The sequence below is a fragment of the Methylorubrum aminovorans genome, from assembly GCF_022179725.1.
In the GTDB taxonomy this organism is placed as follows: Bacteria; Pseudomonadota; Alphaproteobacteria; order Rhizobiales; family Beijerinckiaceae; genus Methylobacterium; species Methylobacterium aminovorans.
In genome coordinates this window covers 12048-31834 of sequence record NZ_BPRC01000002.1, presented here as the reverse complement: position 1 = coordinate 31834, position 19787 = coordinate 12048, and the positions used below count along the sequence as shown (strand labels likewise).

20 protein-coding genes and 1 pseudogene are annotated in these 19787 nt (G+C 63.1%); 7 read left to right on the top strand and 14 right to left on the bottom strand.

Going from position 1 to position 19787, the window contains the following annotated elements:
• Positions 1-181 precede the first annotated feature (181 nt).
• Positions 182-1864, top strand: coding sequence for a methionine--tRNA ligase (metG, locus tag MFF24_RS05155; protein WP_238222961.1), 1683 nt, complete (start codon positions 182-184; stop codon positions 1862-1864).
• 34 nt (positions 1865-1898) lie between these two features.
• Here the strand turns inward: metG and MFF24_RS05150 are convergent, their stop codons facing one another.
• The 6 genes from MFF24_RS05150 to MFF24_RS05125 form a co-directional block, all read right to left on the bottom strand.
• A complete protein-coding gene (locus MFF24_RS05150; RefSeq protein ID WP_238222959.1) occupies positions 1899-2579 on the bottom strand; it encodes an HAD family hydrolase in 681 nt (226 codons plus the stop codon).
• A 244-nt stretch (positions 2580-2823) separates the two neighbouring features.
• A complete protein-coding gene (locus MFF24_RS05145) occupies positions 2824-3738 on the bottom strand; it encodes a DUF3471 domain-containing protein (protein WP_238222957.1) in 915 nt (304 codons plus the stop codon).
• 1002 nt (positions 3739-4740) lie between these two features.
• Positions 4741-4950 (bottom strand): hypothetical protein, encoded by a 210-nt coding sequence (locus MFF24_RS05140; protein ID WP_238222955.1) that lies wholly within the window; start codon positions 4948-4950, stop codon positions 4741-4743.
• Positions 4951-5178: 228 nt separating this feature from the next.
• Complete coding sequence (locus MFF24_RS05135; protein ID WP_238222950.1) at positions 5179-5991, bottom strand: aminoglycoside phosphotransferase family protein; 813 nt, start codon at positions 5989-5991, stop codon at positions 5179-5181.
• 661 nt (positions 5992-6652) lie between these two features.
• Positions 6653-7075: a hypothetical protein gene (locus MFF24_RS05130; protein ID WP_238222948.1), complete on the bottom strand. Its 423-nt coding sequence runs from the start codon at positions 7073-7075 to the stop codon at positions 6653-6655.
• A gap of 82 nt (positions 7076-7157) precedes the next feature.
• A complete protein-coding gene (locus tag MFF24_RS05125; protein WP_238223312.1) occupies positions 7158-7823 on the bottom strand; it encodes a class I SAM-dependent methyltransferase in 666 nt (221 codons plus the stop codon).
• Positions 7824-8176: 353 nt separating this feature from the next.
• Between MFF24_RS05125 and MFF24_RS05120 the strand changes: the two genes are divergently transcribed.
• Positions 8177-8431: a hypothetical protein gene (locus MFF24_RS05120; RefSeq protein WP_238223310.1), complete on the top strand. Its 255-nt coding sequence runs from the start codon at positions 8177-8179 to the stop codon at positions 8429-8431.
• Between the two features lie 16 nt (positions 8432-8447).
• Here the strand turns inward: MFF24_RS05120 and MFF24_RS05115 are convergent, their stop codons facing one another.
• From MFF24_RS05115 to MFF24_RS05095, 5 genes are all read right to left on the bottom strand, one after another.
• Positions 8448-8750, bottom strand: coding sequence for a hypothetical protein (locus MFF24_RS05115; RefSeq protein ID WP_238222946.1), 303 nt, complete (start codon positions 8748-8750; stop codon positions 8448-8450).
• Between the two features lie 667 nt (positions 8751-9417).
• Positions 9418-9651, bottom strand: a complete 234-nt coding sequence (locus tag MFF24_RS05110; RefSeq protein ID WP_238222944.1) for a DUF7336 domain-containing protein — start codon at positions 9649-9651, stop codon at positions 9418-9420.
• 51 nt (positions 9652-9702) lie between these two features.
• Positions 9703-10368, bottom strand: a complete 666-nt coding sequence (locus tag MFF24_RS05105) for a class I SAM-dependent methyltransferase (protein ID WP_238222941.1) — start codon at positions 10366-10368, stop codon at positions 9703-9705.
• A 312-nt stretch (positions 10369-10680) separates the two neighbouring features.
• Positions 10681-10863 (bottom strand): N-acetyltransferase, encoded by a 183-nt coding sequence (locus tag MFF24_RS05100; RefSeq protein ID WP_238222938.1) that lies wholly within the window; start codon positions 10861-10863, stop codon positions 10681-10683.
• Between the two features lie 520 nt (positions 10864-11383).
• On the bottom strand, positions 11384-11653 hold the full coding sequence (locus MFF24_RS05095; RefSeq protein ID WP_238222936.1) for a RuvC family protein: 270 nt from the start codon (positions 11651-11653) through the stop codon (positions 11384-11386).
• A gap of 38 nt (positions 11654-11691) precedes the next feature.
• Between MFF24_RS05095 and MFF24_RS05090 the strand changes: the two genes are divergently transcribed.
• Both MFF24_RS05090 and MFF24_RS05085 read left to right on the top strand, forming a co-directional pair.
• Positions 11692-12084 carry a hypothetical protein gene (locus MFF24_RS05090; protein ID WP_238222935.1) on the top strand — a complete coding sequence of 131 codons (393 nt, stop codon included), beginning with the start codon at positions 11692-11694 and terminating at the stop codon, positions 12082-12084.
• Positions 12085-12261: 177 nt separating this feature from the next.
• The gene (locus tag MFF24_RS05085) at positions 12262-12639 is read left to right on the top strand and encodes a hypothetical protein (RefSeq protein ID WP_238222934.1); all 378 of its coding nucleotides are present in this window, start codon (positions 12262-12264) and stop codon (positions 12637-12639) included.
• Between the two features lie 153 nt (positions 12640-12792).
• Here the strand turns inward: MFF24_RS05085 and MFF24_RS05080 are convergent, their stop codons facing one another.
• A complete protein-coding gene (locus MFF24_RS05080; RefSeq protein WP_238222933.1) occupies positions 12793-14499 on the bottom strand; it encodes a VapE domain-containing protein in 1707 nt (568 codons plus the stop codon).
• An 855-nt stretch (positions 14500-15354) separates the two neighbouring features.
• On the opposite strand from MFF24_RS05080, the pseudogene MFF24_RS05075 reads away from it, so the two are divergent.
• The 3 genes and pseudogenes from MFF24_RS05075 to MFF24_RS05065 all read left to right on the top strand — a co-directional run.
• Positions 15355-15915 (top strand): annotated as a pseudogene (locus MFF24_RS05075) (magnesium chelatase subunit ChlI family protein); the annotation flags it as partial.
• 115 nt (positions 15916-16030) lie between these two features.
• Positions 16031-17227 (top strand): FIST N-terminal domain-containing protein, encoded by a 1197-nt coding sequence (locus MFF24_RS05070; protein ID WP_238222932.1) that lies wholly within the window; start codon positions 16031-16033, stop codon positions 17225-17227.
• Positions 17228-17237: 10 nt separating this feature from the next.
• Positions 17238-18602, top strand: a complete 1365-nt coding sequence (locus MFF24_RS05065) for an ATP-binding response regulator (RefSeq protein ID WP_238222931.1) — start codon at positions 17238-17240, stop codon at positions 18600-18602.
• A gap of 12 nt (positions 18603-18614) precedes the next feature.
• Here MFF24_RS05065 and MFF24_RS05060 read toward each other — a convergent pair whose 3' ends face one another.
• Positions 18615-18938 carry a hypothetical protein gene (locus MFF24_RS05060; protein ID WP_133088188.1) on the bottom strand — a complete coding sequence of 108 codons (324 nt, stop codon included), beginning with the start codon at positions 18936-18938 and terminating at the stop codon, positions 18615-18617.
• Between the two features lie 164 nt (positions 18939-19102).
• A complete protein-coding gene (locus MFF24_RS05055; protein ID WP_108939862.1) occupies positions 19103-19777 on the bottom strand; it encodes a transglutaminase-like cysteine peptidase in 675 nt (224 codons plus the stop codon).
• Positions 19778-19787 lie beyond the last annotated feature (10 nt).

Below are 19787 nucleotides of genomic sequence, written 5' to 3'. Positions count from 1 at the left end.
CGATTCTCGCCCGCACCCCGCGAATGACCCGGCCCGACCGCACGAGGTTCGGCCGGAGAGGGTGACGCGCGTCAGCGTGCGATAGGCGAGAGCGCCGAACCCAGCCCTTCTCGTGCCGCGCGCGAGGGCTTTTTTGTTTGCGGGTTCGGCGCATCCACTCCCTTCATACGGGACGCTTCCCATGTCGCGCCGCATTCTCATCACCAGCGCCTTGCCCTACGTCAGCGGTGCCAAGCACCTCGGCAATCTCGTTGGCTCCCTCCTCCCCGCCGACGTGCACGCCCGCTTCCATCGCCAGATAGGCAGTGAGGTGCTCTTCGTCTGCGCCACAGACGAGCACGGCACCCCTACCGAGATCGCGGCCGCCCAGGTCGGTCTCGACCCCCGCAGCTTCTGCAACCACGAGCACGACCGGCAGGCAGAGGTCTATCGCCGATTCGGTCTCAGCTTCGACCACTTCGGCCGCTCGTCCTCACCCAGCAACCACGCGCTGACCCAACACTTCTACCGCCGCCTTGACGCTGCCGGACTGATCGACGAGCGGGTCGTTCCGCAGGTCTGGTCATCCGCGGATGGTCGCTACCTGCCCGACCGCTATGTGCGAGGCACCTGCCCGCACTGCGGCGCTGCCGAGGCGCGGGGCGACCAGTGCGATGCCTGCGGCACTCTGCTCGATCCTGTGGACCTGATCGCACCGCGCTCAGCGCTGTCCGGCGACAACCGGTTGGAGGTGCGCGAGAGCCGGCACCTATTCCTATGCCAGTCAGCGCTTGTGGACCGGCTGAACAGTTGGCTCAACACTCGCTCGGGCTGGCCGCCCTTCGTCACCTCCCTCGCCCGAAGCTGGCTGACCGCTGACCTCAAGGACCGCTGCATCACGCGAGACCTCGCCTGGGGCGTGCCGGTGCCGCGGCCCGGGTTCGAGGGCAAGGTGTTCTACGTCTGGTTCGATGCGCCCATCGCCTACATCGCCGCGACTCAGGATTGGGCCGCCGCTCAGGGGCGCGACTGGCGAGACTGGTGGTGGGACGAGGCTGCCCGCGGGAGTGGCTACGTGCAGTTCCTCGGCAAGGACAATGTGCCGTTCCATGCCGTCAGCTTCCCTGGCACCTTACTGGGCTCTGGGGAGCCCTGGCGAACGGTGGACGTGATTAAGGGCTTTCACTGGCTCACGCACGAGGGCGGCAAGTTCTCGACGAGCCAGGGGCGTGGCCTATCCTGCGAGGCCGCGCTCGACGCGCTACCCGCCGACCTTTGGCGCTGGTGGCTGATCGCGAACGCGCCCGAGAGCGCCGACGTGGATTTCCGAGCGGCGCGATTTGCAACGGACGTGAACAAGGACCTCGCCGACGTGTTCGGGAATCTCGTGCACCGGGTGACGCGCTTTGCTCGAACCGCCTTCGGTGGATGCGTGCCCGAAGGCGGCGAGCACGGCGAGGCCGAACGCGCACTCGCGGTGAGCATCCAGGAACGAGTGAGCACGATACGCGCCCACCATGAAGCACGCGAGTTTCGGCACGCTGCGGCGGAGACCCGGGCGCTCTGGGCGAGCGCGAATGCCTATGTCCAGGCCGCGGCTCCCTGGTCTTCGCTCCGAAGCGACCGTCCCCGTGCAGCGGTGGCGACCCGTACCGCCCTGGCGCTGATCGAAGTCTGCGCCACCGTAGCATGGAGCGTCATTCCGAACCTCGCGACCTCGGCCATCACCGCAGTCGGTGGAGTGGTGAGCGAAGCCCCGCCCCTGTGGCCGGACGATGTGGCCGATCAGCTTCTCAATGAACGACGTGTGGGATTGGTTCTACCGTCTTCGTTCGAACCGGTAACCAAACTCAGCGCCGAGAATTTCAGCTTCGCGTATCGGTGATGAGAGAGCAGAGTGCTGTCAGCCTCAACACCCTTCACTCCGCAGCTTGTGGGCGCACCAGCGATAAAACTTCCGAAAGATGGTCGATGCTGGCCCCTGGGTTGGAAGGAGCATCTGGCGGCCACTCAGCGGTCCTACGAAACCAAGCGGTTCTCATGCCCACCGCGTGAGCGCCGAGAACGTCGGCCATGGGGTTGTCGCCGACGAACAAGCAACGTGACGGCTCGGTCCTACAAGCCGTCGCTGCTCGGAGAAACAGGGCCGCATCCGGCTTCCGTAACGCTTCCCGCTCCGAGATAAGGACAGCATCGACCAGCCTGTCCAGTTCGAGCGCTTCGATATGCCTCGACTGGAACTCGGTCTCACCATTCGTCACAATACCGAGGGCAAGCCCCTGTGCCCGCATTTCCCGCAGAACCGCCCTCATCCCGCCGAACGGCTGTGCGAATCTCGCGCAGTGAGCGCGGTAGTCCGAAAGCAAGATGTCAGCGTGCTCGGCCCGCCCACCGAACTCATCCAGTATGCGAGGATAGACTACGGACTTATGGACGTGTCCGCGCCGGTCCAAGACGAGGAACCGGGCGCACCACTCGGCTGGCTGAACTTGGCCCAGATGATCGGCGTGCCGCTCGAACTGGTCTCTCAGGAACGCCTTGAGGGAGGTAGTGCGATCCAGCAGAGTTTCGTCCAGGTCGAAGAGAACAGCGTCGATCATAGCTTCGTAGCACTCCTGCCCGTGACAGCCATTTCCCTACAAGATGGCTGGTAGCATATCTCAGACGCCTACTTTGGGTCGGTACGGCGGCCTCGGATTATAGGTAAAGCCGTCGTCTTTCCGACGTTCATCAACGCACAATTAGAAAATTGCTCGGAGTGATACGGGGGCCAAATCCAGTCGATAAAACGCGACAGAGGAGTATACGTCCGTCGCGTTCTAGATGATGTGAGTGTGGGGGCGGTCAGGGTAAGACGCGGATGCTGGCAGTGCCGATTTTCTCCGGCCCCGCCATGGTCAGACGCCATTCAGTGCGTGCTGCCGCAAAATCTACCTCGAAAATGTCGCTGTCGTCAGTTTTAGAGACTCCGAGAAATTTGATCGAAATTACATCGCCCCAAGCTTGCATCGCTCGCATGTTGTCGCGAAGTTGCTCCTTGAAAAAATGAGCCAGCCTTTCGCTCATCAACGCATAATCTGGGGTTCCAGTTCGTGTAAGCTCGATGAGGCGGCGGAGGGCATCTTCACTACCCGGCAGTGGCTCACTGGCGGCTTGGCGCTCTTCTCGAAGCCTCTCGACGAACTTTGCTCGATCTTCTTCTACACGACCTGCCGTCTGCTCCCACCCATTTTGGTGCAAGGTCACGGTCGTCGCTATTCCTTCGATACCCGTAATGAAGCTGAGTTGCGCGCAAATATGCGAGTTTCGGTAGAAGAATTTGGAATTGCTTTCGGGCGCGAGGGACAGGAATGTCTGCCCTGTTAAGCGCGCTATGAGTTCGTTTCCTTCACGCTGCACCGATATGATAGATTTTTGATTTAATTCATAATATCCAACATACCCATCCAATATTGCGGGATCGATGGCAACTTCCTGCCTTGAAAGAGCTTGCTCTATTCTGAGGCGCTCGGATTTAGTCAGAGCGTTCTCGAATACAGGCGAACTCGAAAGTCTTGTTACCTCGGCGTGCAGTCGCCGCCAGCTTGGAAAGCCATATGCTCGCGCGATTTCAAGTTGAGCGGTCGATAGTTGTGCTGTTGGATCAGAAGCACGAAGGAACTTGAGCCGCGATTTAGCTTCGTTACGAAGGTGTTCGAGGCTCGGACGCTCAGGGAGCGGACGCACGTCGGCGACACTGGACCGGACAGAAACGGCCATAGAATCCTTCCTTCCTCAGCGCCCATGTCCGCGTTTTTGGGCAGGAAGTCAGGAGGTATCGGAGAACGTCGAATGGGCTGTGCCCTTCACGCGGACCGTGGGCCTATCCTGAGGCCATTCCGAAGGTTATGGCGTCCTCCTTGAAACCGCAAGAGGTTCCGCTTCGGGCCGGCAGCGAAGATCAGACGTAGGGCACCCAACCCCAGAACGCGAAGCAAACGTTACCAGCGCCTGCATGGTGACGATCTCGTCCGGCGTGTCAGCCCGAGCGGCGCGAGTGCAGGTGGTGATCTCATCGCTCTTCGAGTTCACCACCTTCGCACCGATCACAGGCTGAGCCCGGTCACGGCCGCGAGCAGCCGGAATGGTTCGGATCGCGCGCGGTGCCGGCTTGCGCGAATCCCAACATCAGAGGCGATCCGCCTCGGCACTCTCGGGTGGTGATCTCGATCACCACTGCGTGCCCTGGCGATGATGCTGCGTGACGCGACAGAGCCGGACCGTGCCCGTGGTGCGATGATGTAGACGATCTCGACGTGAACACGATGAGATCGTCTACATCTCCTTGAGTGTCTCCACCGGGATGGGGTCGCCGCCGGTTTCCCCTGTAACGCAACGACCCCGCAGAAGGGGCACGTGTCAGTCAGCGGTCACGCGTCTTGGTCGTCCGCGAATCCTGTGTCGCGTTCCCGCTGGCCGCGGGCGAAGCCCCTGGTTGGCCGGTATTGCCAGACCCGCCCCCCATTTCTCCCGCTTTCAACTGCTCACCCTTCTGTTTGTCGCCTGACGTACCGGGTGAAATTTCGTTTGGCGAGGGCTTCGACGGTTCCTGTGCTTGCACCGCATCAGCGCCAGCGAAAAGGAACGGCAGGGCTAAGGTAATCGCAAGGACATGCCGCATGATGTGCTCCTGTGGTTTGCGTTTGCAGAAGCCATGGGATCACATTTGGTTCAAATACCGGCTCTTAGATTTCTCTGATGCATTTGCCAAAGCATCCCTGCTCACAGCATCATTGTGGCACGGAGCGTAGAATACCGGATGCCGACCAGCTTCATCATCGTTGCACGTTGATGCGATAAGATCATCCTCTCGATCTCGTAGTTCGGCTTCTTGCCGCAACGGATGTTCGTCCACCTTGCCATGGCTGGGCAAGCGATGGTGCCGCGCAGGCTCTCAGTTATGCTGACCTTACCAGCCAAAGATGCGGGCATGGGGCCACTTCCCCATCAACTCCGGTCATTGGAATATGCTCGCTCGAAGGTACGAGAGGGGTTGGCAGCGGAGATCATACGTAGGCGGCCCAACTCTGGAACGCGAAGCCATCGTTGAAGTGTCGAGGTGACAATGCCGCCCGGCGCGTCAGAACCCGATCGTGCGGGTGTTGGGGGCGATATGGACGATCTCAACGAGAACTCGATGGTAGCGACGGGCGTCACTGTTCATCGGTCCAGTTCGGCAGCGGCAAGCTCGGCAATCTGCAAGTCGATGGCCGCGAGAGGATCACCGTCGCCCAAGAACCACGATGCCGACAGGCCGGTCGATGCCAAAATCCAGAGCAGGAGCCGTCGCCTTTCAAGACCAGCCGCTTGGGCCACCACGTCGAGACGCCGCTCGAACCGGCCGGGCTCCGTCGCAACTGGCCGGGTCGGTTCGGCGAGGTCGGGGTTGGTGAAGATGTTGGCGAAGTCGAAGCCGCGCTCACCGAGCAGCCGTTTGGGGTCGATAGCGAGCCAGCCCCGCTCTCCAAAATCGAGCACGTTGTCGTGGTGGAGGTCGCCGTGCAGAACGACGACCTCGCGTTGGTCGTCGAGCAGCAGGCGTGCGGCCTCTACACTTCGCCTCAGGATGCCGCCGTGGCTGGCAGCGGTGGGTTCGAGGTCCTGGAACCACTGCTTCAGCGGGATGAGTTCGGGGTGCGGTTTGTTGCGAGGGGCGTGCAGCTTGGCGGCGGCGGTGCACAGGATGCGACAGGCTTCGTCGTCCTGCCCCTGACGGGCCATGTCGGCGAGCGAGGCGGGGCCGGTGGCGCGTTCTAAGAGGAGGGCATTGGCGTCCCTAGCCAAAACCCGCGCTGCGCCCTCACCGCCCCACCATTCCATCAGCACCCCGCCTAAACGCTCGTCCTGCTCATGCGACAGCTTGAGCATGGCGGGCTCACCGTTTCTCAGCACGGGGAGCAGATGGGCGGCATGGGTCGTGATCGGATGCCCGTCAGGGACGAGACCCCAGCGGTTCAAATGACTCTGAAACATGCTCCCAGGATAACACGCAGGGGTCCGCTGAGGGTGGGAAGCGGGCGCTCGTAATCGTCACTGGCGCTGACGTGATGGGATGATGCATCGGGCTAAGTGAACTGCGCACCTGAGAGTGTTGGCTAACATCAGGAGCGTCACACCCACAAAGACCCAAGGCCACTGATAGGTGGTTCGACTGACCGGCCGGGTACATGGGCCCGGGCGAACGCCAACGCTGATCTGCCCCCCTATCTCTGGATAGGTCCTCGCAGTGCCCAGCGACACTTTTCCAATACAGGCAACTTTACGTCCGTCGGTCGTGCCGCTGTATTCGATGGTCGCTACGGAATAACCTCCTCGCGCGCTGTGCAAAGAAATCACACGCGCGTCAACGAATTGCCCGTCGCGCAGCACGGCCGCATCATAGAACTGTGACATGGCCGAGGAGCCGAAACAGTAAATGAGAATCAAGCCGATGAGCACCCCGGCAAGATTCTCTCGGATACGTTGCTTGAGAGTGTTGGTCGGGGCCACTTTTCATCACTTAATCGCTGGGAGCACCCTGAAGATATGAACCGCGAACTTTACCATATCGGCCTCAAAGGGAGCCGTTGAGGTGGACTGCCACTCAACCTCGCACATACAGCCTGACGGCCTGCTAAGGGTGGAAAGCTGACCCTTAAGCGCCTGAAGCGGATAGCACTATCACTTGGCATTGTGTGCCGTCCGCCTCGTCATAGTCGATATGCAGTGCTTTCGATGCCGGTTCGTTGAAAACAATAAAACCATCGCGATAGATGACTTCCATCTGCGAAAGATGGCGCAGAAGTTGATGCATAGGTACGAGCAGCACTGGGTCCGCAATAGTGCTCCAGCCCATTATGGACACTAAGTCACGGCCACCTGCAAAGGAACGGACTTCTGTTTTGATGTCCATCAATGGTCTCAATGGCTGCAAGCTACGGCCGCCACGCATCCGAGACTTAAGCGCCCAATGTTGCTCGTGTGAAACCCGGGTGACGGACACGCCAAGCGCTGACCATTGACGCATCAACTCGGCAGAGCGTCGGCGAAGCGCGCTCTCGTACAGCAAGCGTTGCATCTGGTTGGGATCGCGTTCAGTCATTGGGCCAGAGTGCGCAACGAGAACGATGCCCGCAACGGGTGGTTTGCGGATGCTGGCGTCAGGCCCACGCGGCCCAGCCGCGGAACGCAAAACCGGCGTAGAACAGACTGACATCGGTGAACCCGGCCTCCCGCAGCAGGGCCTCGTCATCCTCGGGCGAAAGGATCGGTAGGCGTTCTCCGATCCCAATCTTGGCGCTCTCGGCCTGCGAAGGGTCGATGCCGGAGGCGGTCGCGAAGGCGGCATACCTCGAAAGCCATAGGTCGCGTTCGTCCTGCGGGATGCTGAAGTGCGCTACGACAAAGGGAGCGCCGGGCTTCAGCCGACGCCGGACCTCTTGGAGAGTGCGTGCCCGCTCCTGCCGCTCAATGAAATGCATGGTCAAGATGCAGGTAGCGCCATCGAACGGTCCCCGCGGCGCGCTGCCGATCAATCCTTCATGAAGGTGCGCCCGGCCTGAGAGGTCACCCAGCGTCCTGCGGGCAAGGTCGAGCATCGCGGCAGACGGATCAACGCCGACGAACGACCAGCCGGGTCGGTTTTCGGCGAACACCTTGAGTTCGAGGCCGCCCCCAGCACCGAGAACGAGCACCTGCGCGTCGTTTGGGGCGCGCTCTGCGAGAAGCAGCATCGCCATGCGCAGCATGTCAGCGTAGCCGGGCACCATACGTGGCGGGTTGTCTGCGTAGCGAGCGACGGCTTGCGGGTCAGAGAAAGCGTCCATGCCGGATGGTATCACGCTCTCTGACTGAGTGAGCGTCCGTTAAGGGTCGAGAGCGGCCCCTCCAAAGCGCCGGTCCTCTCACAATCCTCGAATTATGAGCTTCGATGCTGACGGAGGCGCAGGCGCGCGCACGAAAAAACCCCGCGCCGATGAAGGCACGGGGTGAGAGTGGACCTAGTATGCTCCTTGGGAGGAGTGATGCGTACAGTGCATAATGAATGCCAAGCCGCAACAGGCTCCGGTCTCATTTCCTAGTGTAATCCCAAAATTGTGTGCGCAATTACGCCTGAGAAAAGAATTTTAAGCTGGCAAACTATACTAGACATGAGAGATAATGTGCCTATGACATGGGCATGACGCCCGTGAGCCGCTGCCTCCACAAGGTCGATCATCTCTCCGCCGTGCCGGACAGCACTGCGGCGGATCGCATCAACGCCGCGCTTGATGAGTTGGAGGGGGCCTACCGCAGACCCTGCGAGCGCATCGTGGCGCTGGAAATGGTTCTGCACGAGGTTCGTCAGAACCGAAGGATCGGCGGTACGCCCTTCGCCCGTTTTGTCCATGTGAGCGTTGAGCGTCGTCAGGAGAAGCTGTCGCGCTGCGCCTGATAACGCTCGGAAGCTGTCAGTGGACGGGCCGCTCCGCTGCCCCCACCTTTCCGTCCTTTTTTTTCCTGCGCAGTTTAGCAGGCTTCACCGGTTCGTTGTCGTCTGGCGCACGCTCGGTGATGGCAAAGCCGTGCAGGTCCAGAAAGTGCTGGGGGGCATCGCCGTGGCTCTCAGTCAGCGCGTAGAAGGCCGCACGGACGACTTCCTTCTTGGTCGCCTCCGGGTGCCGCTCGCGCACGGCTGCCAGCAACGCTTTCGGCTTCATGCCGCTCGCCGCTACGCTGCGCAGGGTGTTTGCAATCGCTTCAAGCGAAGCCATATCGAACCTATTGATCTCCCAGCGCCCCTCTGGCGCGACGAGCGTTGATCGACACCTGCCCGGCATAGCATGACAGTGAGGTGACGGTCTCCCCGTCAGGATCGTGGCACGGGGACACACAAATCTCAGCCGCCGTAGCGTACGAAGCCCGCAGTTCCTTTTGTGGGACCTGGGAACCACCCTGCGGCTCGGCACGGCGCGGCTCCTATCGCACGCGTCGGTGCTCCCGGTCACGGCGCGAAAGAGCGGAACGTTCCGGCGAAGCTGATGATCTCATCGAACGTCGGCGAGATCACCGGCAAGGCCGGCAGATCGAAGGCTCCCGATTGGGCTGCAACGATCCCGTTAAGGGGTGAACTGGGTCACAGGCGGTGATCTTCGCCTATAGAATTTGGCATCTCGGCGTGAGTCTTATCGGGAGGGCCGGGAGCCTGACGGGCGGGGTGAACTTCCCGGGCATGCCACGGCGGCTGGAGTGGTGATCGCGATTCCCGAATTCGGGCTCAGACCCGGACCGTGCCTGTGGTGCAGATGATCGCGTTGATTTCCGCCAGATCACCACCTTCATCATACGTCCGGTTGCACCCAATCGGATGGGGGCCGGTAAAGTGGCCGAAATCGCGAAATCCGTGCGCCGTGATGAGGTCCGCAGCGGGTGGAAAGCGGCTCAGCCTTCCTCGTCGTAGCGAACGGAAACAAAGCCCTCGGTCCAATGGTCCTTGTCGAGGGGATAGACCGAAACCTCGAAACCCTCAGGACGATCGCGAAAGCCCGGCTGCCCTTTCACCCTCAGCACGGCTGCGTCCGCACTCTCTTGGGATCGGTAGACACCGATGAGCTTTGCATTCTCTTTGTAGGGATCATCAGCCCGGACGTGCCAGAGCAGGTAGACGGAATCCATCAACCTACGATGACCCAAGAAGCGTTGGGCTGCAAAGGGTGGAAGCGGAGATCAGGCGTAGGCGACCCACCCCCGGAACGCGAAGCCAACGTAGAAAAGGGCGACGCTGGAGAATCCGGCATCGCGAAGAAGCTGCTCATCTTCCTCAGGCGAAAGGATCGGCAACCGCTCTGCAATCCCGGACCGTGCGGCTTCTGCCTGAGAACGCTGGATGCCGGATGAGACCGCGAAGGCAGAATACCGCGACATCCAGAGGTCGACCTCGCCCTGCGGGATACTGAAATGGGCGGTGACGAAGGGAGCACCCCGCGTCAGGCGACGCCGCACCTCTTGGAGAGTGCGTAGGCGCTCCTGACGCTCGATGAAGTGCAGGGTCAGAATGCAGGTCGCACCGTCGAACGGGCCTTCCGGCGCGCTGTCGATGAAGCCCTCGTGCAAATGTGCTCGGACCGAGAGTTCACCGAGCGTCATTCGAGCGAGGTCGAGCATCGCCGCGGAAGGATCGACGCCAACGAACGACCATCCAGGCTGTGCCTCAGCAAACACTTTGAGTTCGAGGCCGCCTCCAGCGCCGAGAACGAGCACCTGAGCGTCATCCGGCGCACTCTCTACCAGGAGAAGCCCTGCCATGCGTTGCAGGTCGGCGTAACCGGGCACCATCCGCGGCGGATTTTCGGCGTAGCGGGCAACGGCCTGCGGATCGGAGAATGCGTCCATGCTCAACGGTAACACGGCGCACGGACGCTACGAATGTCGCGTTGGATCGAGAGCCGCCGGTCGTGAAGTTCTCGGGCGAAGAATGGGATCACCGGCACCTGCACGGTGATGATCTCGACCGGCGTGTTAGGGCCGCGCTGCGCGGTTGAAGGTGGTGATCTCATCGGAGTTCGGCGAGATCATCGCCTTCACCCCATCTGCGGATCGCTCGGCACCGGTAGGTTCGGGCGGCCGGAATGATTTGAGCCTCCCGTCCGGTGCTCGCTGGTGAGGACCGGAACGCGTGCCGATCGGACAGGTGGGTACCGGTAATCACGCCTTGCCGAGCGGCTTACGCATATAGACCCGCCGCAGCCCCTTCTCTTCAGCCCGGTGTGTCTCCTCGTAGCCGGCTCGCGTGTAGCGGGTGATGTTCTCCGTCATCGCCTCGTTCGTATAGAGCGTGACCGCGGAATAGCCGCGCTCGATCGCCGCACGCTCTGCGAACTCCAACATCATGCGTCCGAGCCCGGCACCCTACCCCTCGGGTGTGACCGCCATGTTGTTGAGCAACAACGTCTCGTCGTGTTCAATCAGCACGATGATCCCCTGTCTGACCCAGGGTGCAATGGTTCGCCCAGCACCAGACCATCAGTTCGAGCGGATCATCCTCCCCATCGAGCACCAACGTCGCGTCAGATGCCGCCCGGTCCAGCGTAGCCCAGCGCTCCACGGGACAACGAGATAGGCGATGGGATCGAGCGAATCGCAACCGCGAGATTTAGAAGCGTGATTTAATCGTGCTGCGTTGAAGGGGGCTGAGGATGCGGCGTCGGAGACCGAACTGGCTTCTCGGGTTGAGTGCCGTAGCCGGAAGCATCGTTGGGCTCGCGCTTTGGGCGCTCGCACTCTCCTTCGGGTGGGCGATCGGCACGATGACCGTCGCAATGGGGGCGGGTGCGGCGATCGGGGTGGTACTGGGTGGGCTCTACCAAAACCGGAAAGCCATCTGAGACGCCGCCAACTACGAGGCCGCTCACGCCGCCTTCCCCTGGTTCGGAACGTCGCCGCTCAGAGCGCCGTACAGCGCCAACAGCGAGGCTTCTGCGGCGTCCGCATCCTTGGCGCGTCGGAAGCGCTTCTGGTCGCCCGTGAGGCTCTGCGCGAGGCTCCGTGCTCCCCCTTGTCGGCGGTGATCCCGTACGCCGCCTTCTAGGTCCGACTGAGGAGGCTTCTGAATCTGCTGCCTGAAAATGGAGTGATCGACGTTACGGTCGCTCAATCGTTGGGGTTTATTGTTCGGCATCCCAGGAGATGTCTTCCATGCCCTCTCGGTCAGGCCAGATGTTCGTTGCCGCGGCAGCGCTGATCTTGACAGGCTGCGGGGAAGAGAAGCCCGCCGAGTACGTCTCGCAATCGGGTTTCCAGCCGTTCATTCACAAGCGCGAGGGCCGCATCACCTATCAGATGCTCGATGTGATCTCGGAAAATGGTCCGATCGTGCGGTACGTGACGAAGCAAGAAGTGCCACCGGGTGGCCTCGCGGGTGGTATGGTCAATTACGCCTCTCGGCGCGGTGACTGCCATCGGCTTGTGTACCAAACGATCGGCGAAGGCGACACGGTTACGAAAATGGAACGGGACCGTCCTGAAGACCGGTGGGTCGAACTCGTGAACGGTTCGAGCGCTACGGCGGCGCTGGTGACGGCATGTCAGGTGGCGAAGAAGTTAAAGTAGGCGATCGATTCCTCGCGATCGGCCCCGCTCAAGGGTGAACGGGATCGATAAGATTTAACGACCTCGAACAGCACAACCTCAACGGTGCGCCGTGACCGTCGCTTAAGGTGCGACGTGCAACTCTCCGGGGAAGGAGAGTGCGGCGCGATGGAAAAGCTACGGAACACCCTCGTTGGAATGGCAATCGTCGTCGGCCTGCTGACGTGGTTGGTCAGCATCCCGAACCGCGAGCCGGCACAGGCAACGGCGCTACCGGAGAACGGTCTCTCGAAGATTTCGATCGGTAGCCTGCGGGGCAACCGCACCGGGTTCGGGACCGTCCTCGAACTGTCTTTCGTGATTTCCAACCGGAACAACTATCCGGTCAAAGACGTGACCTTCGCTTGCATACTTAGGGCAGAGAGCGGCACGCACGTCTCAAACGTCAGTGGCACCGTTTACCAGCGGGTCCAGGCGAATGGGTCGGTAATGGTCAACGAAATGAACATGGGGTTTATCCCGGCTCAGACGGATGGGTTCGTCTGCGCCCCTACGTCGTTTTTGCCCGTCATCTGAGCGGCGCGGAGATCGATCCCGCCCAAGGGTCTGGGCGGGATCGTTGGGGGCGAGAAGGTCTCAGCGCCGTCAGTGGCGTCAGCGCTTTCAGGATCGTCAGCGGCGTCAGCTTTCTCCTGACAGCGCTGAGAGGTCTGACGGCGCTGATCGCCCTTAGGGTTTCGGTTCGAAGGCGCGCCCGAACACCGAGTGGTCGTTGATCCGAACGAACGGCCCCGCGCCTTGCTTGTAAAGATCGGTCAGCAACCGATCGAACTCTTTTCGCGTCAGTCCTGACCCGTCCGGCATACTTCCTTCGTACAGGCGAAACAGATCGGGGAACGTGTAGTACTTTATCTGTTTCCCCCTCGCGAGGGCTTGAACTTCAGGTTTGGTTAAGTCGAGATTCCGAAACCAAATCGTCAGCTTACCTGCAGGGGACTTCATCGCTGCCTTTGCATCTTCTCGCTTCATGTATTCAATAACGGGTTCGATCGGGTCTTCGTCGTCTTGACTGACGCTACGCCAAAGAAGCTCCCAATCTATCTTGTTTACGGTACCCCAAATCTTTTTCTGATTGTTGCGCTCAAGGTGCTTGAACGTCAGCATGAGGAATCGCCGATGTCCGCTCGGATCGCTTACCAACTCGGTGATCGGGCGATTGGCCGTACCGACGAACACCGCCTGCTGACGGACGTGCGCCATCGACTGCTTGAAGAACGTGCGCCGATCGATGTAATCGGCCGTAAGAACGCTCTTGAACGTCCCAACGTACTTTTCGTCAAGCTTATCAATGTCGTCCAGAAAGACGATCGGTTTTGAAAACAGATAAATATTGCTCTTGTCCACAACGTCCGATAGAAGAGTCACGCCGCTCAGAAGCTCATCCATTGGCGATGTGAAGAGCTTCGTGAACCATGACTTTCCAGGCCCTCCAAGCTTCGAATAGAAAACCACCATCAGATGGTTTCCCACCTTCATGCGGAGTGCCTTGAGCTTGACCTGATGGATAATTTTCTTGAGACCGGCGATCGCGATTGCAGGTGAATCTTCGAAAACGGTCGCAGCGAGGAGAGCCCATTGCTCTTCCGCTTCGGCTTTCTGCGCCGCATCCAACGGCACCATCAGCCGTTCGAAGATTTTCGCCCGTTCTTCGTCGGCTTGCGCGGTGATGAACGCCCGCAGGCCACTCTTGAGGGAGGCTTTCGTGACATCACCCCCGCCGGGGTTAGCTTGGCGCTCACGGTGATCCTGAAGCTCAGACTGCAACCGATCCTCGGTGATCTCGAAATCGCGAAGCACTTCACCGATGGGAGATTTCGGATAGCTCTTGTAGCCGTTTTTCGGAACAAGGTGCTCGCCGGCGGTTACCCGCCAGCCTCGAATGCGCATGTATTCCTCGATGAACTCCGAGGTTTTGGACGGAGCGTTCGGGCGGTAGGTCGCATCCTCCCACGCACCGGCCGCGTCAGCGTCGTCAGAGGCGTCAGCGCTCTCAGCCTTCTCAGTCCTCTCAGCGCGACCAGCTTCTTCCTGACGATCCTGGGAGCGCTGACCGCGCTGACCATCCTGAGAGGACTGAGAGCGTTGCCACTCCTGCTGCCACCTGCCGAAAGGATCGGATTGGCGCGGCGTCGTGCGGTGGAGTTCGCGCTCGATGTTCTTCTTGAACCAATCGCGTGCCGCGTTGATCCGCGCCGCGATTTCATTCGAGCCGCGTCCTTCTTGGGTGGCGGAACCGGTGTCGGGGTGATGGACCTTCATGCGAGCTTTCCAGGCCGCATAAACTTGCCCGTAGTCCCTGACAGCGCCGGGCGTCAGACCGAGGGCGGCGTAGTGCTGATCGGCTTCGGCGAGCGTGTCTTCGGTGGTGGTATCCATAGGGCATCCTTTCTGGACGCCGCGTCGAACAGAGCTTTCCCGTTCCCTCTCGAAAGAGGGCTTGCACTTCAGATTTTCGGGAGATAAGTTCGTTCTTGTCGGTGAACTAACTCTATCCCCCTCACGGGGTTAAGCGCGCACTTGAACCCTTGCCGGGGTTCTTGGGCGCGTTTTGCTTTGGGCGAATCGCGGGCTGTCTCTCCAATCGTTGACGGAGCCTTAAGATGCCCGATCGCAGCCAACTCGACAAGTCACGCCGCCGAAAACTTTGGTTCGACTACTTTGGTCTAACGAAATTAACCAAGTAGATCATGTCTCCGATCTGCAACGAAACGATTTTAACCAAGCGCTTCTGCGACTGGGCCTCACTCTGCGTTTGACGCTTTAGCGGCATGCTTGCCAAAGTGACGCAGGCATACGCTTGTGGGTAAAGACGGCGCTTGCCGCCTGTGGATTCCCTGCGAATCTCGGCGCTTGCCGACGCGATCGCGCGTGTAGCGGCGGCGAATCGCATGAACATTGGGAGCCGTCGCGACGAACATCCACGAGCGTAGGAAGATCGAGTAGTAGCTCGCCGCGAAAAGGGTGGGTTCAAACGGCTGTTCAGGTTTTGCCGAGGAATGGGTGCCGTTCGGACGCGACGCCTACGTCCTGGGCTTCGGTCCTGACGCGAGTCGGAGCGATCCAGACGAAGATCGTTACGGTTCGGCGCGAGATCGGCACCGTCGAAATCGTCGCTGCGTCTACCAGTCTGACCGATGCACCCACCTGCGGGGTGCGCTCGGTCCGATCCACCGGGTGATCTCTTGCGAAGAGACTGCGGCTTCCAAGAGCTAAAGGTGGGGAATCAAGAAAAAGGTCAACCACCGCGTGACCTACCCGGCCCGCTTCCAACTCGTGGCGGCGATGAACCCCTGCCGCTGCGGCCTAGCCCTGGAGCCGGGCTACGCCTGCCGCCGGGGGCCGAACGAGCGCTGCGTCGCGCAGTACGGCGCCCGCATCTCCGGGCCGCTGCTCGACCGGATCGACCTACGCATCGAGGTCGCCGCCGTGACCGCCGCCGACCTGATCCTGCCGCCGCCCGCGGAAGGCTCGGCCGAGGCCGCCGCGCGGGTCGCCGCCGCCCGCGCGCTCCAAAGCACGCGATACGCCGCCCTCGGCCTGCCCGCGGCAACGACCAACGCGACCTGCCCGGCCACCGTGATCGAGACCGCCGCCACGCCCGATGCCGAGGGGGCGGCGCTGATCCGCCACGCGGCCGAGACCATGCGGCTGTCCGCCCGCGGCTTCCACCGCACGCTGCGCGTCGCCCGCACGCTGGCCGACCTCGACGGCGAGGCCCAGGTGCGGCGGCTGCATCTGGCGGAGGCGCTGTCCTACCGGGCGCGTGGCGAGCGGCCGGCGGCCGCGGCCTGATCGACCCCGCGAACAACCGCCCATTGCCACGCCTCCTCGCCGGGCACATAGTCGTGGGCAATCCAACAGGGGCGGCCGGCTCGCCGGAACAGACCCCGCGCGAGGGAGCGGGCGGGTGGCGCACGGCACGCAGATGCGCGGGCATCTGTGCGGAATCCAGACGGCCTGGACGGAGGCGGGCGACGCCGGGGGCGCGGTCGCAGCCGTGGCGGAGATCCTCGACCGGGCGGCGATCGGCCACCTCATCGTGTTCTTCTCGCCGGCCTACGAGGCGGACGCCCTCGCTGGGGCGCTCGCCGCGCGGTTTCCCGGCGTCGGGATCACCGGCTGCTCCACCTCCGGCGGGATCAGCCCGGCGGGCTCGATTGATCGCGGCCTCGTCGCCATCGCCTTTCCTCGGCAGGGCTTCCGCATCGTCTCGGGCCTCCTCACCGACATCGCCCGGCTCGATGTCGAGCGCGCGGCCACGAGCGTGCGGGCCCTGCGTCGGACCCTCGACGGCGGACGGCCGGACGGCGGCAACGGCCACCGCTTCGCCCTGTCCCTGATCGACTCGTTCGCCAATGCCGAGGAGACCGTGGTCTCCGCGGTGGCCTGGGCACTCGACGGCATCCCGCTGATCGGCGGCTCGGCCGGCGACGACCTCGCCTTCCGCAGCACGGTGCTGATCCACGAGGGCCAAGTCTGCCGCGAAGCGGCGGTGATCCTGCTGGTCGAGACCGATTTCCCGATCCGCATCTTCAAGAGCGACAATTTCGAGCCGACCAACCGCAAGTTCGTGGTCACCGCCGCCCGCGAGGAGGAGCGGCGCGTCACCGAACTCAACGCCGAGCCGGCGGCGCGCGAATACGCCATGGCGGTCGGGCTCGATCCGGAAAATCTCTCGGCGATGTCCTTTGCCGCCTATCCGCTCGCGGTGAAGATCGGCGGCGAGTATTACTGCCGCTCGATCAGCCGGGTGGAGCCGGACGGCTCGATGACCTTCTTCTGCGCCATCGGCGAGGGCGTGGTGCTGACGCTCGCCCAGCCCCGCGACATCGTCGAGGCGACACGGGCCGAACTCGAAAGCCTCGACGCGTCGCTCGGCGGGCTCGATCTCGTGATCGGCTTCGACTGCGTCTTCCGCCGGCTCGATGCCGAGAGCCGGCAGGTGCGCCACCGCATCGCCGACCTGTACCGGCGCTACGGCGTCGTCGGCTTCGAGACCTATGGCGAGCAGTACCGCTCGATGCACCTGAATCAGACGTTCACCGGCATCGCCATCGGCCGGGCCGAGTGGCCGGCGGGCCGGCCGGTGAAGCGTGGGACGTGAAGAGCGCGCGATGAACCGCCCGACCCTCCGGACCGAGCCGCCACCCGAGCCGCAGACCGTCGAGGCCCTGACGCATCGCGTGGCCAAGCTCGAGCGCATCAACGCGGCGCTGATGGCCCATGTCGAGCGCACCATGGACCAGCAGGGCGGCGCCTACTCGCTGTTCCAGACCGCGATCATGCTGGAGGCTCGCGTCCGCGCCCGCACGGAAGAGCTCACCGCGCTGATGAACAGCCTGGAGCGCTCGAACGCGGCGTTGCAGGTGGCCAAGGAAGAGGCCGAGACCGCCAACCGCTCGAAGACGCGCTTCCTGGCGGCCGCGAGTCATGACCTGCTCCAGCCCCTCAACGCCGCCCGCCTCTCGCTCTCGGCGCTGACCGACCTCGCGCCGGGGCCGGAAGCCAAGGCGGTCGCCCGCCAGGTCGAGCGCGGGCTGGAGACGATCGAGGATCTGATCAAGGCGCTCATCGACATCTCGAAGCTCGATGCCGGCATCGTGCGCCCCATGGTCAAGCCCGTGCGGCTGGTCGACCTCGTCGCCGGGATCGAAGCGAGCTTTCGTCCGTTCGCCGAGCGCAAGGAACTGCGCCTCGTCACCCGCTGCGCCGACCTCGTGGTGGAGACCGACGGGATCCTGCTCCAGCGCATCCTGCAGAACCTCGTCTCCAACGCGATCCGCTATACCGAAAGTGGCGGCGTGCTGATCGCGGCGCGGCGGCGCGAAAAACGCTGTCGCATCGACGTGGTCGATACCGGCTGCGGCATTCCGGAGCACGAGCGGGCCCTGGTCTTCGAGGAGTTCTTCCGCGGCGCCCGCGAGGGCGACGATGGCGGAATCGGCCTCGGGCTCGGCCTGTCGATCGTGCAGCGCACGGCCTCGACACTGGATCACGCTGTCGAACTGCATTCTCGCGCCGGCCACGGCACGCGGCTGAGCCTGACCCTGCCGCTGGCCACGCAGCGTCCGGAGGCGCGGGTGCCCCTCGCGCCGCTGGCGACTGCCCTGACCGGTGCGCGGGTGCTGGCGATCGAGAACGACGCCTCGACGGCCGAGGCGCTGCAGCGGCTCCTGCGCAGTTGGGATGCCGAGGTGCAGGTGTTTCGCGATCTCGCCGGCGTCGTCGCGGCGCTCGCCGCCGGCCTCGCGCGGCCGGACGTGATGGTCATCGACTACCACCTCGACAACGGCGCCTGCGGCCTCGACGTGGTGGATTACCTGCGGCGCAACCGGGGCTGGGTGACGCCGGTGATCCTCACCACCGCCGATCACGGCGCCGACATCGCCGCCCGCGCTCAGACCACGGGGGCCGAACTCGTCCACAAGCCGATCAAGCCGGCGCAGCTGCGGTCTCTGCTGGCCTACATGCTGGCGTGAGTGGGGAGCGGATCAGAGCGCGCTGAAGCGCCGCTCGCCCATCAGCCGGTCGCGGGCGCGGGCGATGAGAGCGGGGCGGATGCGGGCGACGTCCTCGTCGTCGAGGAGCGGCGAGCCGGCCAGCGCGCCGAGATAGGCCTCTTCCCGGTCCCGACAGGTGGTGACCGCCTTCGTCGCGGCAAAGCTCCGGCTCGTGGTGCGGACCTGCTCCGAAAAGGCCTCGTCGAGACAGCTCTGCCACGCGGCGTGGCGCGCGCCCTCCGGGCTTTCCGCCCGCGCGGGGACGGCGGCGAGAAGGGCGAGGGCGGGAAGGCTGGCGAGGAGGACGCGACGCATGGGACGAGAGGACCCTGGGACGGCGAACCTGAGGCACGGATGGAGTTTTCCGGGGCGGGAGTCGCTCGCGGAAACCTCTCGTCAACCTTGGTCCCTGCCCCGTTAAAGTCCCCTAACGCGCGAGATGCGGGTCCGGTCCCGATTTGGGACCGGGAAAGTTCGCCTCAGCGGTTGGCCGCCGTCAGCGGAGAGGCGTCGCGACCGAGCGCCATCCAGCCCACCGCCTCCTGGCTCTCGCGCTTGACGAAGGTGTAGCCAGTCTGGGTCCAGGGCAGCACCGCGTTGGTCTTGTTGTCGAGGATGTAGTCGCCGCGGTTGGTGATGAGGGTGAGCACCGCGTGGCCCTCGCCCTTCTCGTCGATCACCACGGTCATCCGCATCGCCCGGCGCGGCAAGCCGGCCTCGACCAGCAGGCGGCGCTTGAGGAGCTGAAAATCCTCGCAATCACCCCGTCCGTCCTCGGCGAGGTCCCAGCGGTCGGCCGAGCGCCAGTGATCCTGATCGGTCACCGCCTCCACCGCCCGGTTGATCCGGCGGTTGACCGCGTTGACCGTCTGCCACAGCGCCGGCGTCAGGGTGATGCTGGCCGGCTCGGTGCGGTCGACCGCGCACTCGGCGGAATAGCGCTCGCAGAATTCGGCCCAGGCGGCGATCGGCCGGGCCGGGCCGGTCGTCACCGCCGACAGGCTCATCGCCGGGAGCGCGGCCGTCGGCTGCGCGGCGGCCTGCGGCGCGGGAACGGTGAGGAGGGCCCCGGCCAGGGCGAGGCCCGCCAGCAGGCGGGTCGCGAAGGAGCGGGTGGGCCGGACGACACAGAGCTTGGAGAACGCGATACGCATGGCCCTGACC

Coding starts and splice junctions, on each gene's coding strand:
- MFF24_RS05130 (WP_238222948.1), bottom strand. CDS start 7,075: ATGCAACGCTTGCTGTACGAGAGCGCGCTTCGCCGACGCTCTGCCGAG.
- metG (WP_238222961.1), top strand. CDS start 182: ATGTCGCGCCGCATTCTCATCACCAGCGCCTTGCCCTACGTCAGCGGT.
- MFF24_RS05120 (WP_238223310.1), top strand. CDS start 8,177: ATGACGCCCGTGAGCCGCTGCCTCCACAAGGTCGATCATCTCTCCGCC.
- MFF24_RS05110 (WP_238222944.1), bottom strand. CDS start 9,651: ATGGATTCCGTCTACCTGCTCTGGCACGTCCGGGCTGATGATCCCTAC.
- MFF24_RS05115 (WP_238222946.1), bottom strand. CDS start 8,750: ATGGCTTCGCTTGAAGCGATTGCAAACACCCTGCGCAGCGTAGCGGCG.
- MFF24_RS05060 (WP_133088188.1), bottom strand. CDS start 18,938: ATGCGTCGCGTCCTCCTCGCCAGCCTTCCCGCCCTCGCCCTTCTCGCC.
- MFF24_RS05065 (WP_238222931.1), top strand. CDS start 17,238: ATGAACCGCCCGACCCTCCGGACCGAGCCGCCACCCGAGCCGCAGACC.
- MFF24_RS05085 (WP_238222934.1), top strand. CDS start 12,262: ATGGCAATCGTCGTCGGCCTGCTGACGTGGTTGGTCAGCATCCCGAAC.
- MFF24_RS05055 (WP_108939862.1), bottom strand. CDS start 19,777: ATGCGTATCGCGTTCTCCAAGCTCTGTGTCGTCCGGCCCACCCGCTCC.
- MFF24_RS05080 (WP_238222933.1), bottom strand. CDS start 14,499: ATGGATACCACCACCGAAGACACGCTCGCCGAAGCCGATCAGCACTAC.
- MFF24_RS05140 (WP_238222955.1), bottom strand. CDS start 4,950: ATGCCCGCATCTTTGGCTGGTAAGGTCAGCATAACTGAGAGCCTGCGC.
- MFF24_RS05125 (WP_238223312.1), bottom strand. CDS start 7,823: ATGGACGCTTTCTCTGACCCGCAAGCCGTCGCTCGCTACGCAGACAAC.
- MFF24_RS05150 (WP_238222959.1), bottom strand. CDS start 2,579: ATGATCGACGCTGTTCTCTTCGACCTGGACGAAACTCTGCTGGATCGC.
- MFF24_RS05095 (WP_238222936.1), bottom strand. CDS start 11,653: ATGCCGAACAATAAACCCCAACGATTGAGCGACCGTAACGTCGATCAC.
- MFF24_RS05145 (WP_238222957.1), bottom strand. CDS start 3,738: ATGGCCGTTTCTGTCCGGTCCAGTGTCGCCGACGTGCGTCCGCTCCCT.
- MFF24_RS05100 (WP_238222938.1), bottom strand. CDS start 10,863: ATGTTGGAGTTCGCAGAGCGTGCGGCGATCGAGCGCGGCTATTCCGCG.
- MFF24_RS05090 (WP_238222935.1), top strand. CDS start 11,692: ATGTTCGTTGCCGCGGCAGCGCTGATCTTGACAGGCTGCGGGGAAGAG.
- MFF24_RS05105 (WP_238222941.1), bottom strand. CDS start 10,368: ATGGACGCATTCTCCGATCCGCAGGCCGTTGCCCGCTACGCCGAAAAT.
- MFF24_RS05135 (WP_238222950.1), bottom strand. CDS start 5,991: ATGTTTCAGAGTCATTTGAACCGCTGGGGTCTCGTCCCTGACGGGCAT.